Raw genomic sequence first — 23,952 nt, 5'->3', positions numbered from 1 at the left:
CGCCCCGACCCGCGAGACCCCTGCCGTGTGACCTGCCTACGGTGAACGCAACACGCCTTCACTGTTCTTAGGGGTCACCATGCTGCAGCGAGCGACGCACGGAGTTCGTGGGCGACCACGACTCCGGACACCACGGCTTGCCCTGCGTCTGGCGGGTCTTGTCGTCGGTCTCTTGCTCGTCGTGGCCGCGTCATGGCTCGTGGGGATCGTCGATCCTCCCGGTCTGGCCTCGCCTGCACCGTGGGCTGCCTCGCAGATCGGCCACGTTCCGGCCGCGCGCCTCGAGGCGGCGAAGGCTGATCTCGCGCGCATCGAGGTCGCAGGGCGTGCGCCGAAGACCGGGTATGCGCGCGAAAGGTTCGGCCCGGCGTGGGACGACGTCGACCGCAACGGCTGCGACACGCGGAACGATATCCTGGCTCGCGATCTCCTCGACGTCGCCTTCGTCTCTGGTCCGGCGCGCTGCATGGTCGCATCGGGGATTCTCGCCGACCCGTATACGACACGTTCTATCGAGTTCAGGCGCGGCGAGCGATCAAGCGACGTGCAAATCGATCATGTCGTGCCCCTGTCCGATGCCTGGCAGAAGGGCGCACAGCAGTGGACGGCGGAACGCCGCCGCGAATTCGCCAACGATCCCGCCAATCTGCTCGCCGTCGATGGTCCAGCCAACCAGGAAAAGGGCGACGGCGACCTCGCGACGTGGCTCCCTCCTGCGAAGTCCTTCCGCTGCGAGTACGCGGTGAGAATCGTCGAGATCAAGGCGGCTTACGGGCTCCGCATGACGGATGAAGAGCGACGCCGGGCGGGCGAGCTGCTCGGCCAGTGCCGGACGGAGTGAGCGATGGGTTCAGCCGAGGTAGGGGGCGACGGCGGCGATGAGCTGATCGCGCACATCGACGGAGGAGAGCGAGAGGTCGACCGTGGCCGCCCCGAGTCGGTGCCCGGCCGTGACGAACGACTCGGTGAGCGCGGCGCCCACCGCCGGGTACAGCAAGAGCCCTCCCGCCTCGGGCGAGAGCGCATCGGCGGGGGACTCCTGCGCACGCACGTAGGCGTACAGCTCGAGCAGGTGCCCACGTCGGAGCGTTTCGCGGGCCAGGCGCCCACTCGCGACGGGCGGCATGAACTTCGCGCCGAGAAGCAGGCGCCGGCCGCGCGCGACGTCGTCGATCCACACATCTGTGACGAGGTGCGGCAGAACCGCGCTGAGGCCGGACGTGGCGTCGCTCGTCTTGAGATCGACCTTGCGGCCTCGGTGCACGGTCCACCCTCGTGCAGTTCCGTGCGCGATGTAGAACCCGCCGATGGCCCGTTCGAAGAGATGCTGGAACTGGCGCTCGGACATGTTCCCGCGGCCGTGCCCCGGCGTGAAGTATCCGGACGGGAGTGCGAGCTCGAGCGCGAGCTTGGCTGCGAGCAGCACGGAGCGGTCGCGGGCGTCGTTGCGGGTGATGCGGATGTGGGCGTCCCGCTCGCCCGCGCGGCGGTTGAGGACTCCGATTCCGAGGCGCGCGAGCCGCTCCGATTGCGAACGGCAGCGGCGCGCGAGGTCTTCTTCGGCGCAGAGGGGAGCAATGGCCTCGAGCGCGGATCGGATCATGCGGTTTCGAGGCGTGTCCACGGTCAGTTCTTCGAACCGGCACGCGACGAGCCCCCGCGAGAGCAGTTGGTGCGACTCGGTCCGGAGTGTGTCGATCCCCCCGCGGACGCGGCTCAGGTCCCGCGCCGCGGGGGCGAACGACGGCGTGAGGGGGCGCCGCAGGCGATCCTCCGTGCTCGCCACGAGCAGCTCGGCGAGGAGTTCGGGCAGCTTCTCGGGATACTCTTCGATGCCATCGAAGGCCTCAGGCCCCGATCGATAGAACTCCGAGGCGTAGAGGAGCAGGAGCCAGACGTTGCGGAGGGTGATTTCCACCCCGCCGGCGACGACGGCGCCGTCCCCTTCCGCCGTCGTCGTCCAGACCGGGAACGTCACGCGAGGCCATCCAGGAGGGCCTCGGTGGCGGCCACCGCCTTGGCGTTGTCATCGAACCAGTATTCCTCGAGCGTCGGCACGATCTCCGTGTCGACGACGCCCCGGAACCAATCGTTGAAGGAGGCCACGTGCTCTTCCGCAGGCGGCGTGACGAAGCTGTGGCCGAGGCGGAACTCGCCGCCGAGCCCAGGGTCTTCCGCGATGCGCTCGTTGAGCGCCTCGAAGCGATGCCGCACGCGCTCGAGGTCTTCGGATGCGACGTTGTGCCGCTTGGCCATCCACTCCTGCCACGCGTCGTTCACGTTCGGCTCGAGTGAGACGAACGCGAAACGGCGCCGGAACGCCAAGTCCATGATCGCGAGCGAGCGGTCGGCCAGGTTCATCGTGCCGATGATGTACAGGTTGCTCGGAACGTGAACGGATTCCGAGCCCGAGCGCGGGTAAGCAAGCTGGAGCGATTCGCGGGGCGAGCGCTTGCCCGCCTCGATGAGTGTGAGGAGCTCGCCGAAGACCTGCACGGGGTTGCCTCGGTTGATCTCCTCGATGAGCATGACGTGCGGAACGTCGGGGTTCGCGTTCGCCCGTTCGACCATTTCGAGGAAGGGACCGTCGACGAGGGTGAGCTTTCCGTCCGAGCCGGGCCGCCAGCCGCGAACGAAGTCCTCGTAGCTCGAGTTCGGGTGGAACTGCGTCGCGCGCAGCGCCGACTTGTTGTCCTTCGTGCCGATGAGGGCATACGCGAGGCGGCGGGCGAGCCAGGTCTTGCCTGTTCCCGGCGGGCCTTGCAGGATGAGGTTCTTCTTGGACCGCCAGCGCGCGAGGTAGCTGTTGAGCGCCGATTCTGCGATGAAGCAGCCGTCCGTGACGATGTCGTGGACCGTGTAGCTGGCCTGCGGCGAGATCGGGGTCGGATCGTCGTCGTCCTCGGTCTCGGGCCTTGCAACCGCTTCGGGCTGGGCCGCGCGGCCGTCCCGCTCGAGGTAGGCGGTCCACGAGAGCTCGGGGAACGAATGGACGGCGAACTGCGGGTCTTCGAACTTGGATGCCAGGGTGTCGAGGAGCTGCGCGTACGCTGCGCCGTCGGCCGCGAAGAAGTCCTGGTCGAGCATGAGCTCGGTCTTGAGGTACTGGCGAGAACGGCCGTCGAGAGGCACGAAGTTCCACGGCCGGGTCCAGAAGAGTCCCATCGTGAGCTTCGTGCCGACGCGATAGATGTCCCTCGCGCGGCTGTAGGCCTGGGCGAAGCGGAGCCGTTCGTGGTCTTCGCTCGTATCCGTGGCCGCAATGGCTGCCTCGAAGACGTCCCACAGGCTGTCGATATCGTCCTTCTGACGCGTCCCAGCAGTCGGGAAGAACCACGAGTTCTGGTTGTTCAGAAGCGGGATGCCGTCGAAGCTCGTCGGGGCGGGCGCCTTGACGCCGAGCAACTCGGCCCAGTCTGCTGCGATCTCGGTGCGCTTTGCCGGCGTTGCGCCCCGATTGAACGTGCCCATGACCGTGAACGGGCAGATGTCGCGCAGCGGCATGGGATTGTCGCGGCGATCGCGGTCCATGAGGAAGCTGAGCTCCTCGTGACGCTCCTGCATCTCCCGCAGGCGGGCCAGGAGCTTCGGACGCTTGTCGCGGTAGGCGAGCAGCGCCGTCGCCATCTCCTCGTAGAACGCGGTCCACCCGAAATGCTGTTCCGGCTTCGGATCGTGGTCGGCGAATCGCTTCGCCCACGCGGGGTCGTTGCGGAAGCGTTCCGTGTCCTGGTCCTCGCCCCAGAAGGCGAAGCGGATGAGCGCCTCGCGCATCCAGTGGCTCGGCGTGACCTTCCAGATGGTGTGGCGGCCCGTGTAGAAGTACCACTCTCGGGGATTGTCGAGACGAGTCCACTCGACCCCCACGCTGCGGCCGTCGCCCGGATTCGCCGTGACAACACCAACCGCCCTGACGGCCAAGATGGGTACCGCATGCCCACGGGGATCGAACGGGAGGCCATTCCTGCGGACGGACGTCGTCCGGATCGCGATCCGATCGCCCACCTTCATGGATTTGACGGTGTCGAGGTCGCGGTCTTCGAAGCCGTTCTCCCAGATCCCGTCGGCGATGAACCGCTCCGTCTGGTCCTGGGGATCACGATCGGGGTAGAACGATCCGACGAACCAGTACTGGCCCTCGGGAACGCTCGCGTCAGCCATGTTTCCTGCTCTCTGCGCCTAGTGCCGGCTTGGGCACCCCAGAATTAGACCACGCCAAAGTGACGTAGCGGCTAACGAGCTGGGAGTCCAGCCGCTGGCGCGAGACTGCCCTACTTCCGGCGCGTTTTGGCCTCTATTTCCGCTAGGCGCAGCTCGATGATGCGGCGGACGAGCGCGTCCGGAACTGGGTGTTCGGCCGAGAAGCGAAGAGCTCCGGCAGACCGGTCGAAGCCCTCGAGCTCGTCGGCGAGCTCCGTGAGGACCTTTCCGCTGAACGGGTAGATCGCGAGGTGCTTCTTCGTCTCGAGGGTACTCAGAAGGCCCCTGCCCTCGATGAGGAGGGCGGGCATCGCATAGCTCGTGCCTTCGACCGCTTCGGGGGCGATCTCGCGCGCGATCGCGACGACTCGTTCGAGAGTCTCCCTGTTCGGTCCAGACAGCGTTTCCAGGTAGTCCGTCACGGTGCCCATGGGCACCATGATCGCACCCACGCGCCCCTCAGGCCGCCTAAGATCCGCCCACGTTTCGTCGCATCGGGAGGGCGACACAGTGCCTATCGTCGGGTTGTCCGGCTCTCGGCGTCGTCAGTTCCGCACGCGATAGTGCAGGTGCGCGAAGCCGCTCGCGAAGCGCTGCGCCTCGACGAGCTCGAGGTTCACGCGGAAGTCCGGCAGCGACGCAGTGCCGCCGCCCACAGAGACCGGCGCAGGGAAGAGGTGCACCTCGTCGATGAGCCCCGCGGCGAACGCCGCCGCCGCGAGCCCCGCGCCGCCGATGGCGAGCTCCGCCGTCGTACTCGCCTTGAGTTCCCGGACGGCGTCCGCATCGAATCGTCGCTCGAGCCGTGTCCGCGCCGTGTCCACGCCCTCGAGCGTGCCCGAGTACACGATCTTGTTCGCGGCGCGCCAGAGTTTCGAGAAGTCGGCCACGGGCGCCGGGCCGCCTTCGGCGAACGACGGGTCCTCCCACACCTTCATCACCTCGAACATGCGCCGCCCGTAGAGGAACGTTCCGGCCGGGCGGACAAGGTCGTTGACGAAGGCGTGGAGTTCGTCGTCGGGCACGGCCCACCCGAACTGCGCAGCGCGGTCCGCGATGTAGCCGTCCACGGACGTGATCGCGGCGTAGATGAGCTTTCCCATGTCTCCTCCTGGGTCGTCAGAACGAGGCGAGCGCTTCGGCGATGGGCGTCTGCCCCTGATTGAAGCCGACGAACTTCCCGATAGTCCCCGGGGCTTCGAGGACCGCGGCCAAGACGGCGGCCACGTCCTCTCGGCTCACACGCGACGAATTCGTGTGATCGGCGAGCCCGATCCGGCCGGTACCGGGGCCGAGAGTGAGAGTGCTCGGTGCGACGATCGTCCAATCGAGGGGACTGCTGCGCAGGTACTCGTCTGCGGCGGCCTTCGCCTCCGCGTAGGGGAAGAACGAGTGTTCGGGCGGGACCCCGTGGTCAGCCCGCGCCCCGAGGTAGGAGACCATGACGTAGCGCCTCACCCCGGCCTGCCCCGCGGCGTCCATCGAGCGGATCGCGGCGTCGCGGTCGACGGCGTAGGTGCGGGCCGGGTTGCCGCCGCCGGCTCCGGCGGACCATACGACGGCGTCGTGTCCGGCCAGGAGCTCGGCGATGCCGGTCGTGTCGAGCGTTTCGACGTCCGCGACGACCGGATGGGCGCCCGTCGCCGCGACGTCCGTCGTGTGCTCCCGGGTGCGGATGATCGCCGTGACGACATCGCCCCGCGCCGCGAGCAGCGGCTCAAGCAGGAGCGCGATCTTGCCGTGCCCGCCGATGACGGCGATCCGCGCCATGTGCCCTCCCGCGTTCAGGTGGTTCCGTCGTCCACGTGCCACGGTACCGAGCGCTCCGGCCCACTTCTAGGGCCGCCGGACGCGAGTCGGCCCCGACGCGCCGCGTTCCTGACCGATTGGGAAATCACAACCGGTCAGGAACGCGGGCGCCGGGGCCGAAAGGCGGGCCAGCGGGAAGCCGGGGCCGAAACGGCGGGCGCGGGGGAGCCGCCGCCCCCAGGCGTCAGCGGCCGAGCTGCGGGTCGCTCGTGAGCGCGTGGCCGTTCTCGAGGCGGCCAGCCAGAACCCGAACGAGCTTCGAATCCGCGGAGGTGACGGTGAGGTCGTACCAGCCACCCTGCGTCGGGACCACGACGGTCTTCGCCTGGCCCGGGTTGAGCGCGAGCGTCTGCGAACCGGCGCCGTACGCGTCGACGAGCTTGAGCGACACGGCGGCCGAACCCGCATTCTCGATTCGGAACTGCGCGTGCGCAGCAGCCCCATCCCGGGCGACGGAGACGCGGATGTCCGCAGCCGCCGTCGTCCCCGCAAAGCGGCGGAACCAGCCGGACGGGCCGTGCATCTGCACGTCGTACTCGGCGCCGAGCGCCCACGAAGCGGACAGCGAGGCGCCGGCACCGATCGTGTACGAGTACGGGCCGGCCGGCAGGAGAGTCGAGCGGACCTGGACGTGCGCACCGAGTGCGCCCGCGTTGGTCCAGCGGGCGGCGAGCTTGCCCCCGGAAAGCGAGGCGTCGACGTCGAGCGCGTAGCCGAGCGGACGCGACGGGCGCGTCCCCGGGGCCTGCTTCGGCATCGCGTTGACCGCGGGCGGCACCGGGTAGTAGTTCGGGTGGCGGTTCTGGTCCATCGGCTTGTACTGCTCGGTCGGCGGCATGGCCGGGACGGGACCGCCCGTGGAGGAGAAGTCGAACGCGCTCGTGAGGTCACCCGAGACCGTGCGACGCCACGCGGAGATGTTCGGCGACTTGACACCGAAGCGGGCCTCGAGGAACTGGACGATCGACGTGTGGTCGAACGTCTCGGAGCAGACCCAGCCGCCCATGCTCCACGGGGACGCGACGATCATGGGCACACGCACGCCGAGGCCGAAGTGGCCTGGGACATCCTTGTGGCCCGAGGCCGTCATGCGGCCGTCGTACCACTCGCCCTCGGTCGAGACCGTCGAGGCGCCCGGGATCTGCGGCGTGTTGGGGTGCGGGGGCACGATGTGGTCGAAGAGGCCGTCGTTCTCGTCGTACATGATGAAGAACGCCGTCTTGCTCCACACGTCCGGGTTGGACGTAAGGATGTCGAGGATGTGCGCCGTGTACCACGCGCCATAGTTCGGCGGCCAGTTCGCGTGCTCGGTGTAGGCCTCGGGAGCGACGACGTAGGAGACCTGGGGCAGCTTCCCCGACTTGACGTCCTCTCGGAAGATCCGGAAGAGGTCGTCGCCGTGGACGGCGTCGGTGCCCGTGACGGCCTTCTCGTAGAGCGGGCTGCCGGGCTTCGCGTTCTGGTACTGGTGGAAGTAGAGGAGGGCGTTGTCGCCGTAGTTGCCGATGTACGCGTTCCCGGTCCAGCCCCAGTCGGGGCCGACGAGGCCCGTTCCGGCGTCCTGGTAGACCTTCCAGCTCACGCCGGCCTTCTCGAGCTCTTCGGGGTATGTGCTCCAGTCGTAGCCGACCTCGGCGTTCCACATGTCCGGGCCGCCGCCCTTGTAGTCGTTGCCCGTGTAGCCCGTGAACATGTAGTAGCGGTTCGGGTCGGTCGGGCCGAGGATCGAGCAGTGGTACTGGTCACAGGTCGTGAACGCGTCTGCGAGGGCGAAGTGGAACGGGATGTCGTTCTTCTCGTAGAACGCCATCGTGGCCTCCGACTTGGCGGGGAGCCACTTGTCGTAGTTGCCGTTGTTGAACGCCTCGTGGGTGAGCTTCCACGAGTGGTCGAGGTCCTCGAGGAACTGCATGCCGAGGTTGGGCGCGGTCGGGTGGTACGGGAGGATGTCCCGCGTGCCGTTGTTCTGGTACCAGACGTTCTTCCCGGACGGCAGGACTGCCGGGTGCGGGTCGCCGAAGCCGCGCACGCCGTTGAGCGTGCCGAAGTAGGTATCGAACGAGCGGTTCTCCTGCATGAAGATGACGACGTGCTCGACGTCCTTGAGCGAGCCCGTCGCGCGGTTCGCCGGGATGGACGCGGCGCGCGCGATGCTCGCTCCGAGCATCTCCGAAATGGCGGTGCCCGCGGCGGCGGTGGCCGAGAGCTGAAGGAAACGACGGCGGTTCAAGCCTGACATGGGCGGTACTCCCTTGTGGGTTCCAGTGCTGCTGTCCCCCAGCCGGGAGCCTGCCACCGCCAGGTAACGAACGGGTTGCGTCAGGTTGAAGCTTGGACCCTCGCGTGCTCCCATTCGTCGAGGAGGATCGGCACGCGGGCGACGAGGAAGCGGTAGAAGCCGCCCATCTCCTCGACGCGCTCGCGGGCGGCCGAGCCCTCTGGGAGGCCTTCCGCCGTCGCCGCCGCGAGGTCGGCGAGGCGGTCGTAGACGGGGTTCTGGCGGAGTGAGGCGACATACCACGCGTGGTCGGGCAGCGCGTAGCGGTCGCGCCGGCTGCCAGGTTGGGAGACGCGGTGCACGAAGCCGATCGTCTGGAGGTACCGCACGGCACCCGAGACGGCGGCCGGGCTCGCCGAAAGGATGTCGCCGAGCTCGGCGGCCGTGAGGGAGCCGTCGTCCGAGACGACGAGCGCCATGAGCGCCCGCGCGGGCATCTTGGGGAAGCCTGCGGCGGCCAGAACGGCCGCCGAGGCTTCCGCGCCGTCGGGCATCCGGGGAGCGGGCGTGTGGTCCATCAGGCTGACCCTACCTCCCGGCGCCGCATGGCAACGAGCGCAACGAACGTGAGCGCCGCCGCGATCCCGAGCATCCAGAATCCGCCGACCCAGTCGCTGCCGGTGCTCGAGGGGATGGGCGTGTGAGTGAACGGCGAGAGGTCGCGGATGCTCTTGTCCAGGCCGATCATGCCGCCGTAGATGCCGATCATCACTCCGAGGAGGAGCGTTGCCCAGCCGAGCGGCATGGTCCCACGCGGCCACAGGACGAACACGGCTGACGGCAGTCCAAGGTAGATGAGGGCCGCGGGGAGCTGGTCGACTGCGGTCTGCCACACGTCTGAGACCGCGCTCGACGTATCCCCGGACGCAGTCAGGGACACCCACGCGCCGACTGCGGCGAACGCCATGACGAGCACCACCGAGGCAGCGCCCAAGGCGAGGAAGCTCGCGAGCCAACGAACGCGGCTCAGCGGCGCCGACACGACGAAGGCGGCCGTGCCGGTCGTCTCCTCCTGCCGCAGCCGGATGACGGCCTGGAGGCAGCACGCCGCGGCGAGCACCCCGGCGAACTCGAACAGGACCGAGATCACCAGTTGGGTCATGGACGTGCCCTGGGCTTGCACCATGGCACGAATGACGTTCGTGATGGACGGCGCATCGTTCATGGCAGACTGGACGGCCGAACCGAGCGCCCCCGCGAGGAGACCGGCCGCGAGGCCACCCAGGCACCAGCCGATGATTGCCCCCTGCTGGAGCCTGAGCGCGAGCGAGAACGGGCCACGGAGGCTCGGCCGCGCGTCGGCACGGCTCACCCGGCCGGCGAGGACGCTCGCGCCGACGTCGCGCCGAGCCATGAGGACGACGACGACGGCGATGCACGCGGCTCCGAGCGCTAGCGGGAGTAGGATCGGCCACCACCGGTCGCCCGTGTACGCGAACGTCTGCTGTCCCCAGCCGATGGGGGAGAGCCAGCTCGGCCATGCGGCGGTCATCGTGAGGCCGTCCGGGCTGACCTTGCCGGTCGAGTCGCCGAAGCCTCGCAGGAGGTACGCGAGCGCCACGAGCGCGGACGCGATCCCGTTCGCCCCCCGGGACGTGCTCATGAACTCAGCCGCAAGCAGCCCGACGCCGAGGAACGAGATGCCAACGGCGCCGGCCGCCGCGCCGGCAACGAGTGAGCCGCCCGGATCGAGCCCGCCCACGGTGAGCCCCGCGACGAGGGTGGCCGCCAGGAGGACGTTCGCGACGAGTCCGTGCACCACCGTCGCGGCCAACGGCGCCCAGCGTCCCGCGGGGGTCGCTGAGATGAGCTCGACACGACCGGTCTCCTCCTCGGCGCGCGTATGCCGGACGGCGAGGAACGTGCTCATGAACCCGGCCAGAAGCGAAATGAACGCGAAGAGCGCGAAGAACACGAACGCGCCCACGCTCGCGCCGCGGACGAGGCCGCGGAGCATGAGGATCGCGGGGGTCGCCGTCGCGAGGCGAAGGACCTCGGCGCGGGAGGGCTCGTCGCCGTAGGTCTTGATGATCGTCGTGACGGACAGCAACGCGAGGAGGCCGACCGTGAGGATCCAGATGACGAGCTGCCACCGGTCGCGCCGAAGCCGCTGCCGGTACAGGACCAGGAATTTGCTCATCTCAGGCTCCCTCCCGCTCCGGCGCGGGGTGGCGCTGGCGGCGAGTGGCGCCGTCGTGCTGTGTCGCGTTGTCGGCTTCGCCGACGCGCGGGGCGACGGTCACTCCGTAGTGGCGGAGGAAGAGCTCCTCGAGCGACGGCGGCGAGACGAGGAGGCCCTTGACGCCGAGCGCTCCGAGCAGGGGGAGCACCTCGTGGACGCGGTCGGAGTCCGCGCCGAACTTGACCCTGCCGTCGACGACGGCGAGGTCGTGCACTTCGGGGCGGCGGGCGAGGGCGCGGGTGTCGACGGTGTTCACTGAGTCTGTTGAGAAAGAAATCTCCGTGCGGGTGAGGTGGCGCAGGGAGTCGAGCGTGCCGCCGTCGACGATCCTGCCCGAGCGGATGATGCTCACGCGGTCGGCGAGGTGTTCGACCTCGGAGAGGATGTGGCTCGAGAGCAGCACGGTGGCGCTGTTCTCGTGCACGATCCTCTTGATCTCGCGCATGAAGACGGCCTCCATGAGGGGGTCGAGCCCGCTCGTCGGCTCGTCGAGGAGGTACAGCTCGGCGTCGGTCGCGAGGGCCGCGATGAGCGCGACCTTCTGCCGATTGCCCTTCGAGTACGCCCGGCCCTTCTTGGTCGGATCGAAATCGAAGGTCTCGCACAGGCGGGCCTTGCGCTGCTTGTACGCGGCGTGGTCGGCGGTGCCGCCGCGAAGGCGGGAAAGGAGGTCGATTGTCTCGCCGCCAGAGAGGTTTGGCCAGATGTTCACGTCCCCAGGGACGCTTGCGATGCGGCGATGGAGTTCGACGGCATGCGCCCAGGGGTCGCGGTCCAGCACGGTTGCGCTGCCCGACGACGCGCGGGCCAGGCCTAGCAGGATGCGGAGGGTCGTTGTCTTCCCGGCGCCGTTGGGCCCAAGGAAGCCGTGGATCTCGCCCGCATGCACTTCGAGGTCGAGGCCGTCGAGGGCCTTGACGCGGCCGAAGTTCTTGTGGAGATCAACAGTCTGGATGACAGTTCCCATGGCTGTGAGTGTACGCAGGTTTCATAATTTTGTGAATACTAGAAAACAACGACGCGACGCACCCGACGCGGCGACCGACAGCTCAGGCCTTGCGGGCGAGCAGGCTGATGCTCGTCACCCCGTATTTTGCGGTTGCCTTCTGTGCGCGGCGTGACAGGAACTGATACGCCTCGTTGGGCCGAATCGTCTCGATGTGGAAACCGGCCTCTTCGATGGTTTCGACGAACAGGCCTCGCTGCATCGCGCCGCCGATGCACGCGGCCCAGAGGGACGCGTCGCACGTGACGGTCTCCGGCATCTCCGCGTCAGTGACGATGTCCGCGATCGCGAGGCGTCCGCCCGGCCGCAGTGCCCGGGCCGCCACGGCGAAGACTCGCCCCTTGTCGGGGACGAGGTTGATCACCCCATTGGATATGACGCAATCGATGGATCCGTCCTCGACCGAGGGCTCCTCGATGTGGCCCTCGCGGAATTCGACGTTTCCACGATCGTGGGCGAGCCGGCGTGCCTTCGCGATTTGGGCGCGAGTCATGTCGATGCCGACGACGAGCCCCGGACGGACGGCCAAGGCGGCGAGGAACGAGTCGGTGCCGGAGCCGCTCCCGAGATCGAGCACGCGCTCACCCGGCTTCAAGTCTGCGAGGTCGTGGAAATAGCCGACGCCCGCGAAGGAGTCGACGGCTTCTTCGGGAATCCGATCCAGGCCGTCTCTCGGATAGCCGAGACGCTCTGCGAGGCTGCGCCCCGTCTCGAAATGGAATTCCTGGAACGGATAGTCGGCTACCTGCTCGTAGATTGCCTTGACCCGGTCTTCAAGGTCGACGGTGTCGAGCGGCCCGACGGCCTCCGATGGTTCGGGGGTCGTGTCCATGGGGGCTCCTCGGATGTCATCAATCCGCCAAGGCCCTCCCGTGCCACTATTCGACCACTCGGGAACGGTGCTGTCACGTGTGGGTGAAGTCGGTTGTCGGCCTCACTTGGGCGGGAGTGAGCTCGCGTAGTCGATGCCGACCTGCACCCAGCGTTCGAGGTCCTCGTCCGTGTCGATTGCTTCGTCGGCCACGCGGAGCCAGCCGTCCATGGCCTTGCCGCGCATGACGGCGCGTTCGACGCCGGTGGTCGCGCACAGTTCGTCGCTCGCTTCGGGCTCCGCGCGCAAGAGCATGCCGCCGTTCCCGCTTGCGCTCACGGCCATGTTGCCGCCGATGAGGAACGCGAGGCCGCCGAACATCTTCTTCTCGGTGAAATCGGCTTTGCCGATCAGGACGCCTCGGATCCGGTCCGCCAGCAGTTCGTCGTATGCCACGGCCTCATCCTTCCAATGGGTGGGGTCCGAGGCAATGGGCTCATCGCATTTCAGGGTGTAGTCGAGGCGGCGGCTGATCGCTTCGCTGGGGCCGTCCGGAAGGCCTCGACCCCTACCCAGCCAATGACGCGCCCACCCCGACTACATCCCCAATCGTGCCGCAGCTCCCGGAGCGAGACGATGAACCGTTCGAAGCTGAACGAGCGGAACGGGCCGCCGTTGTCGGTCACGATCGTGACCACGGGGATCAGTTCCCCGGTCAGCGGGGTGCACGTGGCAGTCGTCGATCATCGGGTGGCCGGACAGCGCCTCGTAGTCCGTCAGGGCGAGCTCGATCGCCTCGATCCCCGAGGCGGGTCTATGGGACGAGGACGATTCTCCCGGTGGTCGCACGTGCCTCGAGGTCGGCGAGGGCCCGGGGTCCGTCCGCGAGCGGGTAGATCTTTGGGTCCACGGGCGGCACGACACCGGCGGCGATCAACTCGAACAGCTCGCCCATCACCGCGCCGAAGATCTGCGGGGCGCGCTGGATGAGCACGCCGATGTTCAGCCCGATCACCTGCACCTGGTGGCGGTACACGAGGTCCCAGTTGGTGAGGGATGCCTCGCCCGCGACGAGCCCGAATACGACGACGCGGCCAGTCACCCGCTTCGCAGCGGCGAGGCTCTCCTCGAAGGTCTCCCCGCCGACGGACTCGAGCACGAGGTCTACGCCCGCGCCGCCGGTCTGCCGCATGACGGCGTCGGCGAGGCCGGGCGCACACGAGTCGATGACGTGGTCGGCGCCGAGCGCACGCACGGTCTCGTGCTTGGCGGGGGATGCGGCCGCGATGACCGTCGCGCCGTAGTGCTTCGCCATCCGCACCGCGAGCTGGCCCGTCCCGCCTGCCGCCGCGTGGATGAGCACCGTCTGGCCCGCCTCGAGCTGGCCGAGTGGCCGCAACGCGGCAAGTGCCGTCGGCGCACTGACTAGCAGCCCGGGCGCATGTACGTCGGCCCAGCCCGCCGGGATCGGGATGGTGGCCGCCGCCGGCAGGGCCGCGTAGTCCGCGAAGGCGCCCCCGCCGATTCCGACGCCGATGATGTGCGCGCCGGGTTCAAGACCGGTCACGTCGTCGGCGACCGCGACCACTTCCCCGGCGGCTTCGATCCCCGCTAGGTACGGCGGCTGCGGCCCGCCTGCGAACGTTCCGCGCGATTGCGAGATGTCGACGAAGTTCACTCCAGCGGCGGCGACCCGGATGAGGACCTCACCGGGCCCCGGAGCCGGCACGGGGACGTCGCCGACGAGTCCCAGATCAGCAGGGCCGCCGAGCGTCTTCTGACGCAGCGCGCGCATTGTGGAAGCTCCATTCATTGTTCTCTCCATTTGTTTGTCGATCACCAAAAAAATGGTCCCACCCGTCCGAAAGCGCGTCAAGGTAAACTTGATCGACTGACAAACAAATCAGGAGGATGCGGATGGCCGGTCGCGGGAGGCCGAGGACGTTCGACCCCGATGACGCGCTGGGCAGGGCGCTCGACGTGTTCTGGGAGCGCGGCTACGAGGGCACGTCGCTCGCCGACCTCGCTCAGGCCATGGGGATCGCATCGGCCAGCATCTACGCGTGCTTCGGCAGCAAGGAGGACCTGTTCCGGCAGGTGATGGCGCTCTACACCGCGACCGCGGGCGCTCCGCCGCGGCGGGCGCTCACCGATACGCCGTCGACTCGAACCGCGATCGAGCGGATGCTGCACGCCACGGTTGACCAGATCACCGGCGCCGAGTCACCGCACTACTGCATGCTCGTCCTCGCCGCACCCACGGGGGCCATCGAGAACGACGCTGTGCGCGAGTTCCTCGCCGAGGGTCGGCGCGGACAGCGCGCGGCGATCCGCGCACGCCTTGAGCGCGGTGTCGCCGAGGGCGACCTCGCCGCATCCACCGATCTCGACGCACTGTCGCGCTACTACGCCACGGTCGTTCAGGGGCTGTCGATCCAAGCACGCGACGGCGCCACGCGCGACGAGCTCGAAGGTGTCGTCGCCTCCGCGATGGCCGGCTGGGGTCCGCTGACCGCCCGACCGGGCGTTTAGCCGATGAACACTGGGTAGCCCGCGGGCGCCGTCGCGGCGATCTGCACGAGCAGGTGGTCGTTCGCCTCCTCGTGCGCGGTGATCGCCACGACGGAGTCACGCGCCTGGTCGGCGACGCCGTCGCCACCCTGCGCCGCGCCGGCGTTTCGGCTGGGTCTCGCCCCTTGCTGCGGGCGGACTCCGCGATCTACGGGCACGCCACGATCGAATCGCCGCCATGACGTCCCTGCCCTTGACCGGACAAATGCGCCCTTGGGCAAGGATATATTGTCACTGAATATCTGTTCTGGCTTTGTCATTGACTTGAAATCCGCTCCCGATGAAGTCCATAGTTGCCACGCAGCCTGTCAAATAAGCATCGGGGGATAGTTATGACTTTGGTTGACATCTTTCAGGCCGTCGGGAGTCTGGCAACAGCCGCCGCGCTGATCTTCGTCGCTCTCTCGACGGGCCACGCCAAGAAGCCGCCGAGGCCGCCGAACAGCAGCTTGGCGTCGAGCGAATGCGGGACGAGGAGAGGCGGCAGGAGAGGCTGCGCGGGCAGGCTCTTCGTGTGTCGACGTGGCCCGCCATCCGGTTGTCCAACGGCCGGCAGGGGCCATGGGGAGTTGCGATTGCGAATACGTCTCACGATCCCATCTATGACGTCGCCGTTGGTCGTCCGCGCGGCGTCACTCAGAATGGAACGAATATCGATGCGATTAGTCTGACTCTCAAGGTTCTTCCGCCAGGCGTCTATTTCCTTGATCCGAAAGACAAAGGCGACGACATGCTGACCGCCGTTTCGCCAGCTGGACTCAAACCGATATTCCGCAACATCGACTACTGCGCCGAGCTGACGTTCCGAGATAGCTCGTCCGCCATGTGGCGCCGCTTGAGGAACGGCCAGCTCTCGTCAGCCGAGGCGACGGGTGCGCCGTAGCCGCCGCTTACGGCGCGCTGAAGGGCTTCTGCGGGGGAGAAATGGACGGTAGCCTGAGCGGCCTAGAGCTTTTCGCGGTCCGTCGCATTGGGGGAGTCGAGATGGGGCATGTGTTTCTCATGGCCGTGGAGGCGCCCTCTCCTTTGGCGCCGAACTATTGGCTCATGGCGCTTGCGGCTCTGCCGGGCCTGATCCTGCTTCTCGCCGAGATTGCCGTGATCGTGCTCGCGCTCAGGGATCCCTCACTGCCTCCCGCCGTGCGGCTCGTGTGGGCGATCGCCATCGTGATATTCCCCTTGATCGGCACGGTCGCCTACCTCGTGGTCCACGGACGACGGCGCCTCCGCGCCCCAGTGCGGAGGGACGCCTAAGGCCGCGGTCATCGTCGCGATGACCACGGCCGCGTGTTGCCGGCGGTCTCCGGTCGGTCGTCTCCGCAGAACGGACGACGACGGCGCCGCCCGCCGCGCGAGTTGGCGCCGTCGTCGTCCATCGGCAAGGGGACGAACAGCGTTGGGGGCGCAATGCCCGCGCTTTTCAGGCGGGCTGGCCGTGGGTGAGGGTTTCAAGCGGGACGGCGCCGGCGATCGTGTGGAGAACGCGGTCCCGCGCCCGCGAGAAGTCCTGTTCGGACAGGGCGCGGAGTGCGGCATCAAGGCGGAGCATCGCCAAGCCGTGGCAGCATGACCAGACGACGAGTGGGTCCCACTGGTTGACCGCCGCGCCGCCGGTTGCGGTCGCGAGGTCTTGAAGCGTGGCGACCAAGAGGTTGTAGCCCCCGTCGCCGGCGCTTCCGCGTGCCCGCTCGGACGGAGAAAGCAGCTCATCGATCTGCTCTCCGCTGAAGAAGACGGCCCGGTACAGGCCTGGGTTTCGGGTCGCGAATTCCACATAGGCCTCGCACGCGGCGAGGAGCCGGGCTCGAGCTGCTGATGCGTCGACCGGGGCTGGTGCTGCGGCGAGGGCTGCGGCGAGGTGGTCTGCGAGGAGACCGGCGGATTCCTGCGCGACCGCGAGCAGCAGCGCCTCCCGGTCGCGAAAGTGCCGGTAGGCGGCCGCGGGCGAGACTCCCGCGCGTCGTTGGACCTCACGAAGTGATACGGAGTCGGGGCCGCCTTCCTCGCGAACGATGGCGATCGCCTCCTGCACGAGCCTCTCCGCGAGTGGCTTCGGGGCCTTAGCCGCACTGGCTGTTGACACTGCTAACCTCTCCAGTCATCATGTAATCAATGCTAACAGTAAGCAGTGATAACAGCGATGAGGAGACCACCATGCGATTCACGGCTCTGACCCTCGAGGCCATCATCGAGTCCGCCACCGACGCGGTCGAATTCGTCTTCCTTCCCGCGCAGCCGCTATCGTTCCGGCCCGGACAGGGCGGCCTGATCGTCGTTCCGGGCGGCGGCGCGAAGCCGTTTACCTTCGCATCCGACAATCGGACCGGGCGGATCTCGATCGCCACCATGCTCCGCTCCGGCAGCCGGTTCAAGCGGGCACTCGGGGTGCTGCGCCCGGGAGACCGTGTGCACGCCGTCGGGGCGATCGGTTCCCTGCCGGCCGTCGATCCCGCCGAATCCCAGGTTTTCGTCGCACAGGGCATCGGCATCACTCCGTTCCTGGCGATGGCCCGGTCCCACGGGAGCGTGAACGCAACCCTGCTCCACGTTGGAGCCCCGCATTTCTTTGACGAGGTCGCCGCCGCAACGAACGGCAACGCCGAACATCACGCGCACCGCGAAGGCTTGCAAGCCGCCGTCGACCGCACGATGGTCAGCCGACCCGCCGCCCGTTGGGTCCTGTCCGGACGACCGGACTTCGTCGCCGCAGTCGGCACCCAGTTGGCCGAGGCGGGAGTGCCCGCCCGCACGGTCCACAAGGCCACGTTCTGGGGCATGCACAACCCCGCGCCCCGCCACGACCTCGTCCCCGCCTGACCGCCGGCCAGACCACCGGAACGGGAGACCATCATGACAACCGTGAACACGATTCTCGGCCCCTTGTACGTTGACGATCGGGGCGAACTGGACCAGCCCACCGCGCTGCTCTGGCCCAGTCTGTTTACCGATCACCGCATGTGGCGGCATCAGATCGATCCTCTGCGTGAAGCGGGCTGGCGGACGCTGGCGCTCGACCCGCCCGGCCACGGGCGGAGCCCCGGCCCCGGGCGTCGCTTCACGATGGACGAGTGCGCGGAGGCGGCAGTCCAGATCATGGACGCAACCGACGTCCGCGCGCCGGTCGTCGCCTTCGGCACGTCCTGGGGTGGGTTCGTCGCGCCCAGGATCGCGTTGCTCGCGCCTCAGCGCGTCAGCGGAATGGTGCTGTTCAACACATCGGCCGATCAGGGTGCACGGTTCGAGCGGATGAGGGCGACGCTCCTGACGAAACTCCTCGCGATCGGAACGCTCGATCGGGTGACGACCCGTCTGATCGTGGAGGCGCTGCTCGCGCCCGGGACTCGGCGACAGCAGCCCGCGCTCGCGGTCGAGCTTGCGGAACACTTCCTCGGGTGGGATCGCCGTCGCTTCATCGCGACGGTGCGGTCCGTGCTCGTCGATCGAGCCCCGGTCCTCGGCGCGCTGCCCGAAGTGAAGGTGCCCGCTCTGATCGTGTCGGGCCGGGAAGACCGCACCCTGCCGTCGTTCCACAGTCAGCGAATGGCGCAGAAGCTACCTCACGCCCGTCATGTCGAAATCCCTGGCGCCGCCCATCTTGTCCCGCTCGAAGCGCCGCACGAGGCCAACCCGCTCATCCTCGACTTCCTCGGGGGTCTGCCTGGGGCGTAGCCCTACGCTCACCCCGGCGTGCCGACGACCCCCGCGAGCGCGCGCGAGAGCTGCCGGAACCTCTCAACCGCCGAGGCATCGCCGTCGATATCGAAGCCGTCCGGCGCCCCGCCCTCCGCCCCGAACAAGAATCGGGCGAGCTCCGGCACGGTCGCGGTCACGGCGACGTCCGCTTGTTCCTCCGGCGCGGCAACCGCAAGGGCCCACGTCCCGCCGTCGCACGTCACGAGGTAGGCGCCGTCCGGGAAGCGGAGGATCCAGCGGGCCGGTGCGCGGTCCGCCGTCGTCCGCTCGATGGCCTGGACCACGGCGCGGACCACATGCTCCGAATGGATCGGCTCGCCGGGCTGGGGCCACCGCCATGCATGGCGCACCCCCCACCAGCTGAGCGACTCGATGAGCGGTTCGAGCTCCAGGCCCGCGGGGGTGAGCCGGTAGCGGACCTCGCGGCGGCCCGGTTCGCGGTCGACGGCGACGATTCCCTCCTCCTCGAGCTCCCGCAGGCGCTGGGTGAGGGTCTTGGGGGTGATGCCGGCGAGCCGATCGGTGAGGTCGGTGAAGCGCTTCGGTCCCGTGAGCAGATCCCGGACCACGAGCAGGCACCACCGGTCCCCGATCATCTCGAGCGTCCGGGCGGCGGGGCAGAAGTGCGTGTACGTGCGGACGTTGCGGCTCACCCTTGAGAGTCTACTATCTTGGAACTACTATCTACAAACCAGTATCTCTTAGATAGTAAAGGTGAAGGTCATGAGTGATTTCCCTTGGTACGTGTGGGCGATCGCGCTCGTCGGGATCGTGGGCATCCCTGCCGCGGCGTGCATGTTGCTGTACCGCGGCGCGGTGCAGCAAGGCGCCGGACGACGGCGCTCGGCGCTTCTGGCCGGGACCGCGGCCGTGCTTCTGGCCGGCGGGTTGGTGGCGTCGGCCGCGCTCGCCGCGGCGGGCCTGTACGGCGGGAGGACCGCCGGCCAACCGCCATGGCTCGCGGTCGCGTTCGTGCTCGCGTTCGGAGGCCTCCTCGCGGCGACGCGGATCCCCCTCGTGGCCCGTGCGCTCGAGGCGCCCGGAATGACGAGCAGCCTCATCCTCGTCAACGCGCTTCGCGTCGCCGGACTCGCGTTTGTCCTCGCGATGTTCCTGGGGCAGGTACCCGCGCTATTCGCGCTCCCGGCCGGTCTCGGCGACATCGCCGTGGGCGTCGCGGCGCCGTTCATCGCCGCGCGGGTCGCGAAGGGGCAGAGCTACCGTGGGGCGATGTGGCTCGAGGCTCTGGGGATCCTCGACCTCGTCGTGGCGCTTACTCTCGGGGCGCTGACGGGGTTCCAGGTCGTGGACGTGACGCCTGTGAACCACGCGATCGCGCAGCTGCCGCTCGCCCTGATTCCGACCTTCACGGTGCCGCTCATCCTGGCCATCCACATCGTCTCGACCCGGCAGCTCTACAAGTCGCGGCCCCGGGTCAAGGCGAGCACGGCCTCGGCTCTCCCCGCCTGAAGCGCGGACTCAGTCCGCTGCGGGCGCCGGAACGGGTCGGGATGCTGTTCGTCGGCCGCTGAGGTTGGCGACCACGAGCGCTCCGACGACGACGGCGATGCCTGCCACTTCGGCGGGTGCGGGCTGGTAACCGCCTGCGATCCGCATCGCGAGGGTCACGACGGGGACGAGGACGATGAACAGCGCGGTGTTGGCCGCGCCGAGCAGCCTGGCGCCGTGATTCCACGCGAGGACCGCGGCGACGGCGCCGAAGAGGACGATGAACGCGAGCTCCCACCAGGCCGCCGCGACGTCGGCGGGCGCCGGGAGCCGCTGCCAGCCGAACGCATCCGCGACGGCGGTCACGGCCAGGATCGTGATGGTGCCGAGCGGCGCGGTCAGGCCCGTGTAGCGGAGGGCTGACCATGAGGGGAACTTCGCGGCGGACATCGTGTAGATCACCCAGCAGACCACGGCGACGAACGTCAGTGCGTCGCCGAGGCCGCCGGAGAGCCTGGTGACGTCGCCCTTCGTGACGACCAGGAACACCCCGAAGAGCGCGGCGATCGATGCCGACAGAATCATGGGCGAGGGCCGCCCGCCGCCGCGCACCCATCGCACGAGGACGGTCACGAGCGGCATCGTCGGCACGATCACCGCGACGTCCTGGGGCTGCGACCAGATCAGTGCGAGGCAGGCCAGGAGGTTGAACCCGGCGAATCCCAGCGAGCCAAGGGCGAAGAGCCTCCAGCCCTGCCCTTCCAGCGAAAAGGCACCCCGGCCCTCGGCTGTAGCAAGGATGATCACGAAGATCACACTCGCGACCCCGTAGCGGATGGCCGTGATGTTGAACGGATCGACATGGGGGAGCGCGATCGCCGCTAGCGGGAACATCGCGCCCCATGAGAGGACGGCGATCAACGGATAGATCGGAGCGGGCACGTTTCGCATGCGGCACCTCCTGTGGCCCGAGGGTCACGTCGCAGGTTCGATAGGTGTCGAACATACTCTGATTGTTCGATGAGTGTCAAACAGTCCTATACTGGTCCAGTGACCACCCAAGCGAGCGATCTCGAGCAGCCGGGCGTCGAGGACCTGACCCTCGCCGACGTCATGCACGCCCTCGGTGATCGCGCCCGTCTCGAGATCGTCCGGTCTCTGCACGTGGACGGCGAGCGGCAGTGCGGCAGCTTCGACCTCGGACTGTCGAAGGCCACGCGCTCACACCACTTCAAGGTGCTCCGTGAATCCGGCATCACGAACACTCGGATCGAAGGAACCGCGCGCTTCGTCACCCTCAGGGAGGGCGACCTCGAAGCGAGGTTCCCGGGCCTCCTGCCGGCGATCCTCAACGCCGCCGTCGCCGACGCCTAGGCAAAGCCCTCCGGCAACGCCAGCGGAAGGCCCACTGTCGTTGACCCGAACGTACTTCGGCTTGGTGTTCAAGCCGTCGGCCGGGCACCGCCTCGGCGGTTGCGGTGCGGAAGCGTGTTGCCTCCATTGAATGGCCGACGACGGCGGCTCACGGGACGGCGGTCATGTCGCCTCAGAATGCTCCCGACTACTTCTCAAGCGCGGGGATCCGGAGATGGGCGCAGACGTCGGGGCCTCCCGGGATGACGGCGACGGTGTTGTCGACCATGCATTCGGTCAATGGTGGGATCGAGCGTCATCCGCTGCCGCTGCCGCTGCCGCTGCCGCTGCGCGCCCGTGGCACTCGGTCGAGCGCGGTCTCAGTACGCCAATGTCAAGCCGCTGCCCGATCGGGACTGAATGAGATTGTTTCAGGCCGGAGACAGCCCGCCGGTTGCTGCGGCTTGGGCGGCTCTCAATCCGGGAAAACGGCCGAAGACCCAGCGATCAGAGGTGGCGACGTCTCGTTTCTGAGTAAGCCCTCGATTCCGCTGATCCAGCCGAAGCGGTCGATTGGTCGACGGCCACCTTGTACCGGCAACTCACGCAGTTTGGGCCCGACCCACTGGAGCCGCAGAAGAGGCTGTCGTCACGCGATCCGCACGAGGCATCTCGCGCTAGGGCGTTCTCGAACGCCGGCAGGTCGCCCGTGAAACCGTATGCCACTCGGGGCACGAGTGCCCTACACGGGTCGAGCTGCTGCGTCCAGGCGGGCGCATCCTAGCGGTCGCGAAGTACGGTCACAATATTTCCATCGACTGGATGGCGCCGACGGGTACTCGCTTTCGTCAGTGGCTACTTGGAATCAGCGCGTGTAGTACTCGATTTCTGCTGACCCCCTATCGGCCGCCCCGGGATGGGTGAAGGATCCGTCGCGTCGTGCCGTTCAGGCGCTAGGCAAGCTCCATGTATGAGGGGAATGTGGCGTGTCCGTTGTGCGTAATCTTCCTGGCCTCACATGTTCGATCCTTTCCGGTTCTTTCCGCCGACGGGCGCTGGCCGTCACGTCCCTGATGGCGACCGCATCGCTAGACGGTATGGAGTGACCACCACTTCGTGGGTGGTTGCGGGCCGGGGCCTCGCTCACGCAGATTCGTGGGTTACCGAGCAGAGTCCCCTGCCCGGCCTATCCGACATGCGTGGGAGGCCCCGGTGTTCATTGAGCGTACGAGTGTTGGGCTGGATGTGCACGCCCGTTCGGTTGCCGCGGCGGCGATCGACGGCGTGACCGGCGAGCTGGTGCAGGCCAGGCTTGCCCCGTCGGAGCAGGCGATCAGGTCATGGCTGGCCTGCTTGCCAGGCCCGGTCGCCGTGGTCTATGAGGCCGGCCCGACGGGGTTCGGGCTTTGGCGGGCCTTGACCTCACGGGGGGTCAGGTGCGTGGTTGCGGCCCCGTCCCGGCTCCAGCGCCCGTCGGGGGACCGGGTGAAGACCGATGCCCGGGACGCGGTGCACCTGGCGAGGCTGCTGCGCCTGGACGAGGTCACCCCGGTGGCGGTCCCGACCGTGGAGCAGGAGTCCGCGCGTGACCTGGTGCGGGCGCGGGAGGACTGCCGCGGGGACCTGATGCGGGCCCGGCACCGGCTCTCGAAGCTGCTGCTGCGGCACGGGATCGTCTACGACGGAGGCGATGCCTGGACCGGGGCCCATGACACGTGGCTGCGCAGGGACGCGGCCCCGGCGCTGGGCTCGAGGGCGACCCGGATGGCGTTCGACTCCGACTACGAGGCCGTGCTGACGGTCAAAGCCCGCCGCGACCGGCTCGACCGCGCGATCGAGGAGCTCGCTGCGGGCAGCGAGTTCGCCCCGGCCGTACACCGCCTGGGCTGCCTGCGCGGGGTCAGCACGCTGACCGGGTTCGCCCTCGCGGTAGAGATCGGAGACTGGCACCGGTTCACCGGGGCCACCATCGGCTCCTTCGTCGGGCTGACCCCGTCCGAGCATTCCTCGGGCGCGTCCCGGGCGCAGGGGCCGATCACCAAGACCGGCAACGCCCACGTCCGCCGCCTCCTGGTCGAGGCCGCCTGGCACCACCGTGCCCGCTACGCGGTCGGGAAGACCCTTCGGGACCGGTGGGAGCTCGCCCCGGCCGCGGCACGGGCCCGCGGCGACGAGGGCAACCAGCGCCTGCACGCCCGGTGGGTGCGGTTCCTCGAGCGGCGCAAGCGCCCGACCGTGGCCAACGTCGCCGTCGCCCGCGAGCTGGCCGGCTGGTGCTGGTCCCTGGCAGTCATGGACGACGACTGACTCCCGAAGGCCGCTTCGCCACGGCGCAAGGTGCCGGCGGCAGCGCGTGGAGCCACCCGCGGCGCAACTATGAACAGACCCCCTCCTGGGGCCAACGTTCGCTCCTAGACACGCGGACCGACTCCAGCCGAACCACCGCCCTGCGGTAGCCAACCCGCGCATATCAGCCTGACCGCGCGTCGCCCAACGACACGCTCGCCGGCGCCCGCCACGCGAAGCACAGAGGCGCCGCCAGGACTCCCTCCCGGCGGCGCCTCGCCATGCCCACTTGACAGCGGACTACTCCATATCAG

General features: G+C 68.4%; 25 protein-coding genes. 9 read left to right on the top strand and 16 right to left on the bottom strand.

Going from position 1 to position 23,952, the window contains the following annotated elements; all coding sequences use genetic code 11:
- Positions 1–181: 181 nt before the first annotated feature.
- Positions 182–841, top strand: a complete 660-nt coding sequence (locus RBS12_RS12230) for an HNH endonuclease family protein (protein WP_307966389.1) — start codon at positions 182–184, stop codon at positions 839–841.
- A 9-nt stretch (positions 842–850) separates the two neighbouring features.
- On the opposite strand, the gene RBS12_RS12225 is transcribed toward RBS12_RS12230, so the two are convergent.
- From RBS12_RS12225 to RBS12_RS12170, 12 genes are all read right to left on the bottom strand, one after another.
- Positions 851–1,978, bottom strand: a complete 1,128-nt coding sequence (locus RBS12_RS12225) for a hypothetical protein (protein WP_307966388.1) — start codon at positions 1,976–1,978, stop codon at positions 851–853.
- Positions 1,975–4,161 (bottom strand): AAA family ATPase, encoded by a 2,187-nt coding sequence (locus RBS12_RS12220; RefSeq protein ID WP_307966387.1) that lies wholly within the window; start codon positions 4,159–4,161, stop codon positions 1,975–1,977. Before RBS12_RS12220 ends, RBS12_RS12225 begins: the two co-directional genes overlap by 4 nt.
- Positions 4,162–4,271: 110 nt before the next feature.
- On the bottom strand, positions 4,272–4,631 hold the full coding sequence (locus tag RBS12_RS12215) for a DUF1801 domain-containing protein (protein ID WP_307966386.1): 360 nt from the start codon (positions 4,629–4,631) through the stop codon (positions 4,272–4,274).
- A gap of 114 nt (positions 4,632–4,745) precedes the next feature.
- Positions 4,746–5,303 (bottom strand): dihydrofolate reductase family protein, encoded by a 558-nt coding sequence (locus tag RBS12_RS12210; RefSeq protein WP_307966385.1) that lies wholly within the window; start codon positions 5,301–5,303, stop codon positions 4,746–4,748.
- 16 nt (positions 5,304–5,319) lie between these two features.
- Complete coding sequence (locus RBS12_RS12205) at positions 5,320–5,970, bottom strand: SDR family oxidoreductase (RefSeq protein ID WP_307966384.1); 651 nt, start codon at positions 5,968–5,970, stop codon at positions 5,320–5,322.
- A 223-nt stretch (positions 5,971–6,193) separates the two neighbouring features.
- Entirely contained in the window at positions 6,194–8,248 is a 2,055-nt protein-coding gene (locus tag RBS12_RS12200; RefSeq protein WP_307966383.1) for a phosphocholine-specific phospholipase C, read from the bottom strand.
- Positions 8,249–8,328: 80 nt separating this feature from the next.
- A complete protein-coding gene (locus RBS12_RS12195; RefSeq protein ID WP_307966382.1) occupies positions 8,329–8,805 on the bottom strand; it encodes a MarR family transcriptional regulator in 477 nt (158 codons plus the stop codon).
- Positions 8,805–10,427 (bottom strand): hypothetical protein, encoded by a 1,623-nt coding sequence (locus RBS12_RS12190; protein WP_307966381.1) that lies wholly within the window; start codon positions 10,425–10,427, stop codon positions 8,805–8,807. The genes RBS12_RS12195 and RBS12_RS12190 overlap by 1 nt, the downstream gene beginning before the upstream one ends.
- 1 nt (position 10,428) lies before the next feature.
- Positions 10,429–11,436 (bottom strand): ABC transporter ATP-binding protein, encoded by a 1,008-nt coding sequence (locus RBS12_RS12185; protein ID WP_307966380.1) that lies wholly within the window; start codon positions 11,434–11,436, stop codon positions 10,429–10,431.
- Positions 11,437–11,518: 82 nt separating this feature from the next.
- Positions 11,519–12,307 (bottom strand): methyltransferase domain-containing protein, encoded by a 789-nt coding sequence (locus RBS12_RS12180; RefSeq protein WP_307966379.1) that lies wholly within the window; start codon positions 12,305–12,307, stop codon positions 11,519–11,521.
- Between the two features lie 102 nt (positions 12,308–12,409).
- Positions 12,410–12,742, bottom strand: a complete 333-nt coding sequence (locus RBS12_RS12175) for a TfoX/Sxy family protein (RefSeq protein ID WP_307966378.1) — start codon at positions 12,740–12,742, stop codon at positions 12,410–12,412.
- A 358-nt stretch (positions 12,743–13,100) separates the two neighbouring features.
- Positions 13,101–14,081: an NADPH:quinone oxidoreductase family protein gene (locus RBS12_RS12170; RefSeq protein WP_307966377.1), complete on the bottom strand. Its 981-nt coding sequence runs from the start codon at positions 14,079–14,081 to the stop codon at positions 13,101–13,103.
- A gap of 122 nt (positions 14,082–14,203) precedes the next feature.
- Between RBS12_RS12170 and RBS12_RS12165 the strand changes: the two genes are divergently transcribed.
- A complete protein-coding gene (locus RBS12_RS12165) occupies positions 14,204–14,818 on the top strand; it encodes a TetR/AcrR family transcriptional regulator (protein WP_307966376.1) in 615 nt (204 codons plus the stop codon).
- On the opposite strand, the gene RBS12_RS12160 is transcribed toward RBS12_RS12165, so the two are convergent.
- The gene (locus RBS12_RS12160) at positions 14,815–15,015 is read right to left on the bottom strand and encodes a hypothetical protein (RefSeq protein WP_307966375.1); all 201 of its coding nucleotides are present in this window, start codon (positions 15,013–15,015) and stop codon (positions 14,815–14,817) included. The genes RBS12_RS12165 and RBS12_RS12160 overlap by 4 nt on opposite strands.
- A gap of 356 nt (positions 15,016–15,371) precedes the next feature.
- Here RBS12_RS12160 and RBS12_RS12155 point away from each other — a divergent pair, with 356 nt between their 5' ends.
- The gene (locus RBS12_RS12155; protein WP_307966374.1) at positions 15,372–15,740 is read left to right on the top strand and encodes a hypothetical protein; all 369 of its coding nucleotides are present in this window, start codon (positions 15,372–15,374) and stop codon (positions 15,738–15,740) included.
- A 164-nt stretch (positions 15,741–15,904) separates the two neighbouring features.
- Positions 15,905–16,111 (top strand): PLDc N-terminal domain-containing protein, encoded by a 207-nt coding sequence (locus tag RBS12_RS12150; RefSeq protein WP_307966373.1) that lies wholly within the window; start codon positions 15,905–15,907, stop codon positions 16,109–16,111.
- A gap of 166 nt (positions 16,112–16,277) precedes the next feature.
- On the opposite strand, the gene RBS12_RS12145 is transcribed toward RBS12_RS12150, so the two are convergent.
- Positions 16,278–16,889, bottom strand: coding sequence for a TetR/AcrR family transcriptional regulator (locus tag RBS12_RS12145; RefSeq protein WP_307966372.1), 612 nt, complete (start codon positions 16,887–16,889; stop codon positions 16,278–16,280).
- Positions 16,890–17,011: 122 nt separating this feature from the next.
- Here RBS12_RS12145 and RBS12_RS12140 point away from each other — a divergent pair, with 122 nt between their 5' ends.
- Entirely contained in the window at positions 17,012–17,674 is a 663-nt protein-coding gene (locus RBS12_RS12140) for an FAD-dependent oxidoreductase (protein WP_307966371.1), read from the top strand.
- A gap of 42 nt (positions 17,675–17,716) precedes the next feature.
- Entirely contained in the window at positions 17,717–18,526 is an 810-nt protein-coding gene (locus tag RBS12_RS12135) for an alpha/beta hydrolase (protein WP_307966370.1), read from the top strand.
- A gap of 8 nt (positions 18,527–18,534) precedes the next feature.
- Here the strand turns inward: RBS12_RS12135 and RBS12_RS12130 are convergent, their stop codons facing one another.
- On the bottom strand, positions 18,535–19,203 hold the full coding sequence (locus tag RBS12_RS12130; RefSeq protein WP_307966369.1) for a helix-turn-helix domain-containing protein: 669 nt from the start codon (positions 19,201–19,203) through the stop codon (positions 18,535–18,537).
- 70 nt (positions 19,204–19,273) lie between these two features.
- Here RBS12_RS12130 and RBS12_RS12125 point away from each other — a divergent pair, with 70 nt between their 5' ends.
- Positions 19,274–20,020 carry a hypothetical protein gene (locus tag RBS12_RS12125; RefSeq protein ID WP_307966368.1) on the top strand — a complete coding sequence of 249 codons (747 nt, stop codon included), beginning with the start codon at positions 19,274–19,276 and terminating at the stop codon, positions 20,018–20,020.
- Between the two features lie 9 nt (positions 20,021–20,029).
- On the opposite strand, the gene RBS12_RS12120 is transcribed toward RBS12_RS12125, so the two are convergent.
- On the bottom strand, positions 20,030–20,950 hold the full coding sequence (locus RBS12_RS12120) for a DMT family transporter (RefSeq protein WP_307966367.1): 921 nt from the start codon (positions 20,948–20,950) through the stop codon (positions 20,030–20,032).
- A 99-nt stretch (positions 20,951–21,049) separates the two neighbouring features.
- Here RBS12_RS12120 and RBS12_RS12115 point away from each other — a divergent pair, with 99 nt between their 5' ends.
- Positions 21,050–21,373, top strand: a complete 324-nt coding sequence (locus tag RBS12_RS12115) for a helix-turn-helix domain-containing protein (protein WP_307966366.1) — start codon at positions 21,050–21,052, stop codon at positions 21,371–21,373.
- A gap of 1,191 nt (positions 21,374–22,564) precedes the next feature.
- A complete protein-coding gene (locus RBS12_RS12110; RefSeq protein ID WP_307964926.1) occupies positions 22,565–23,659 on the top strand; it encodes an IS110 family transposase in 1,095 nt (364 codons plus the stop codon).
- Positions 23,660–23,952 lie beyond the last annotated feature (293 nt).

The organism is Sinomonas sp. ASV322 (genome assembly GCF_030908245.1).
Lineage (GTDB): Bacteria > Actinomycetota > Actinomycetes > Actinomycetales > Micrococcaceae > Sinomonas.
This window is presented reverse-complemented; position numbering and strand designations above follow the sequence as displayed.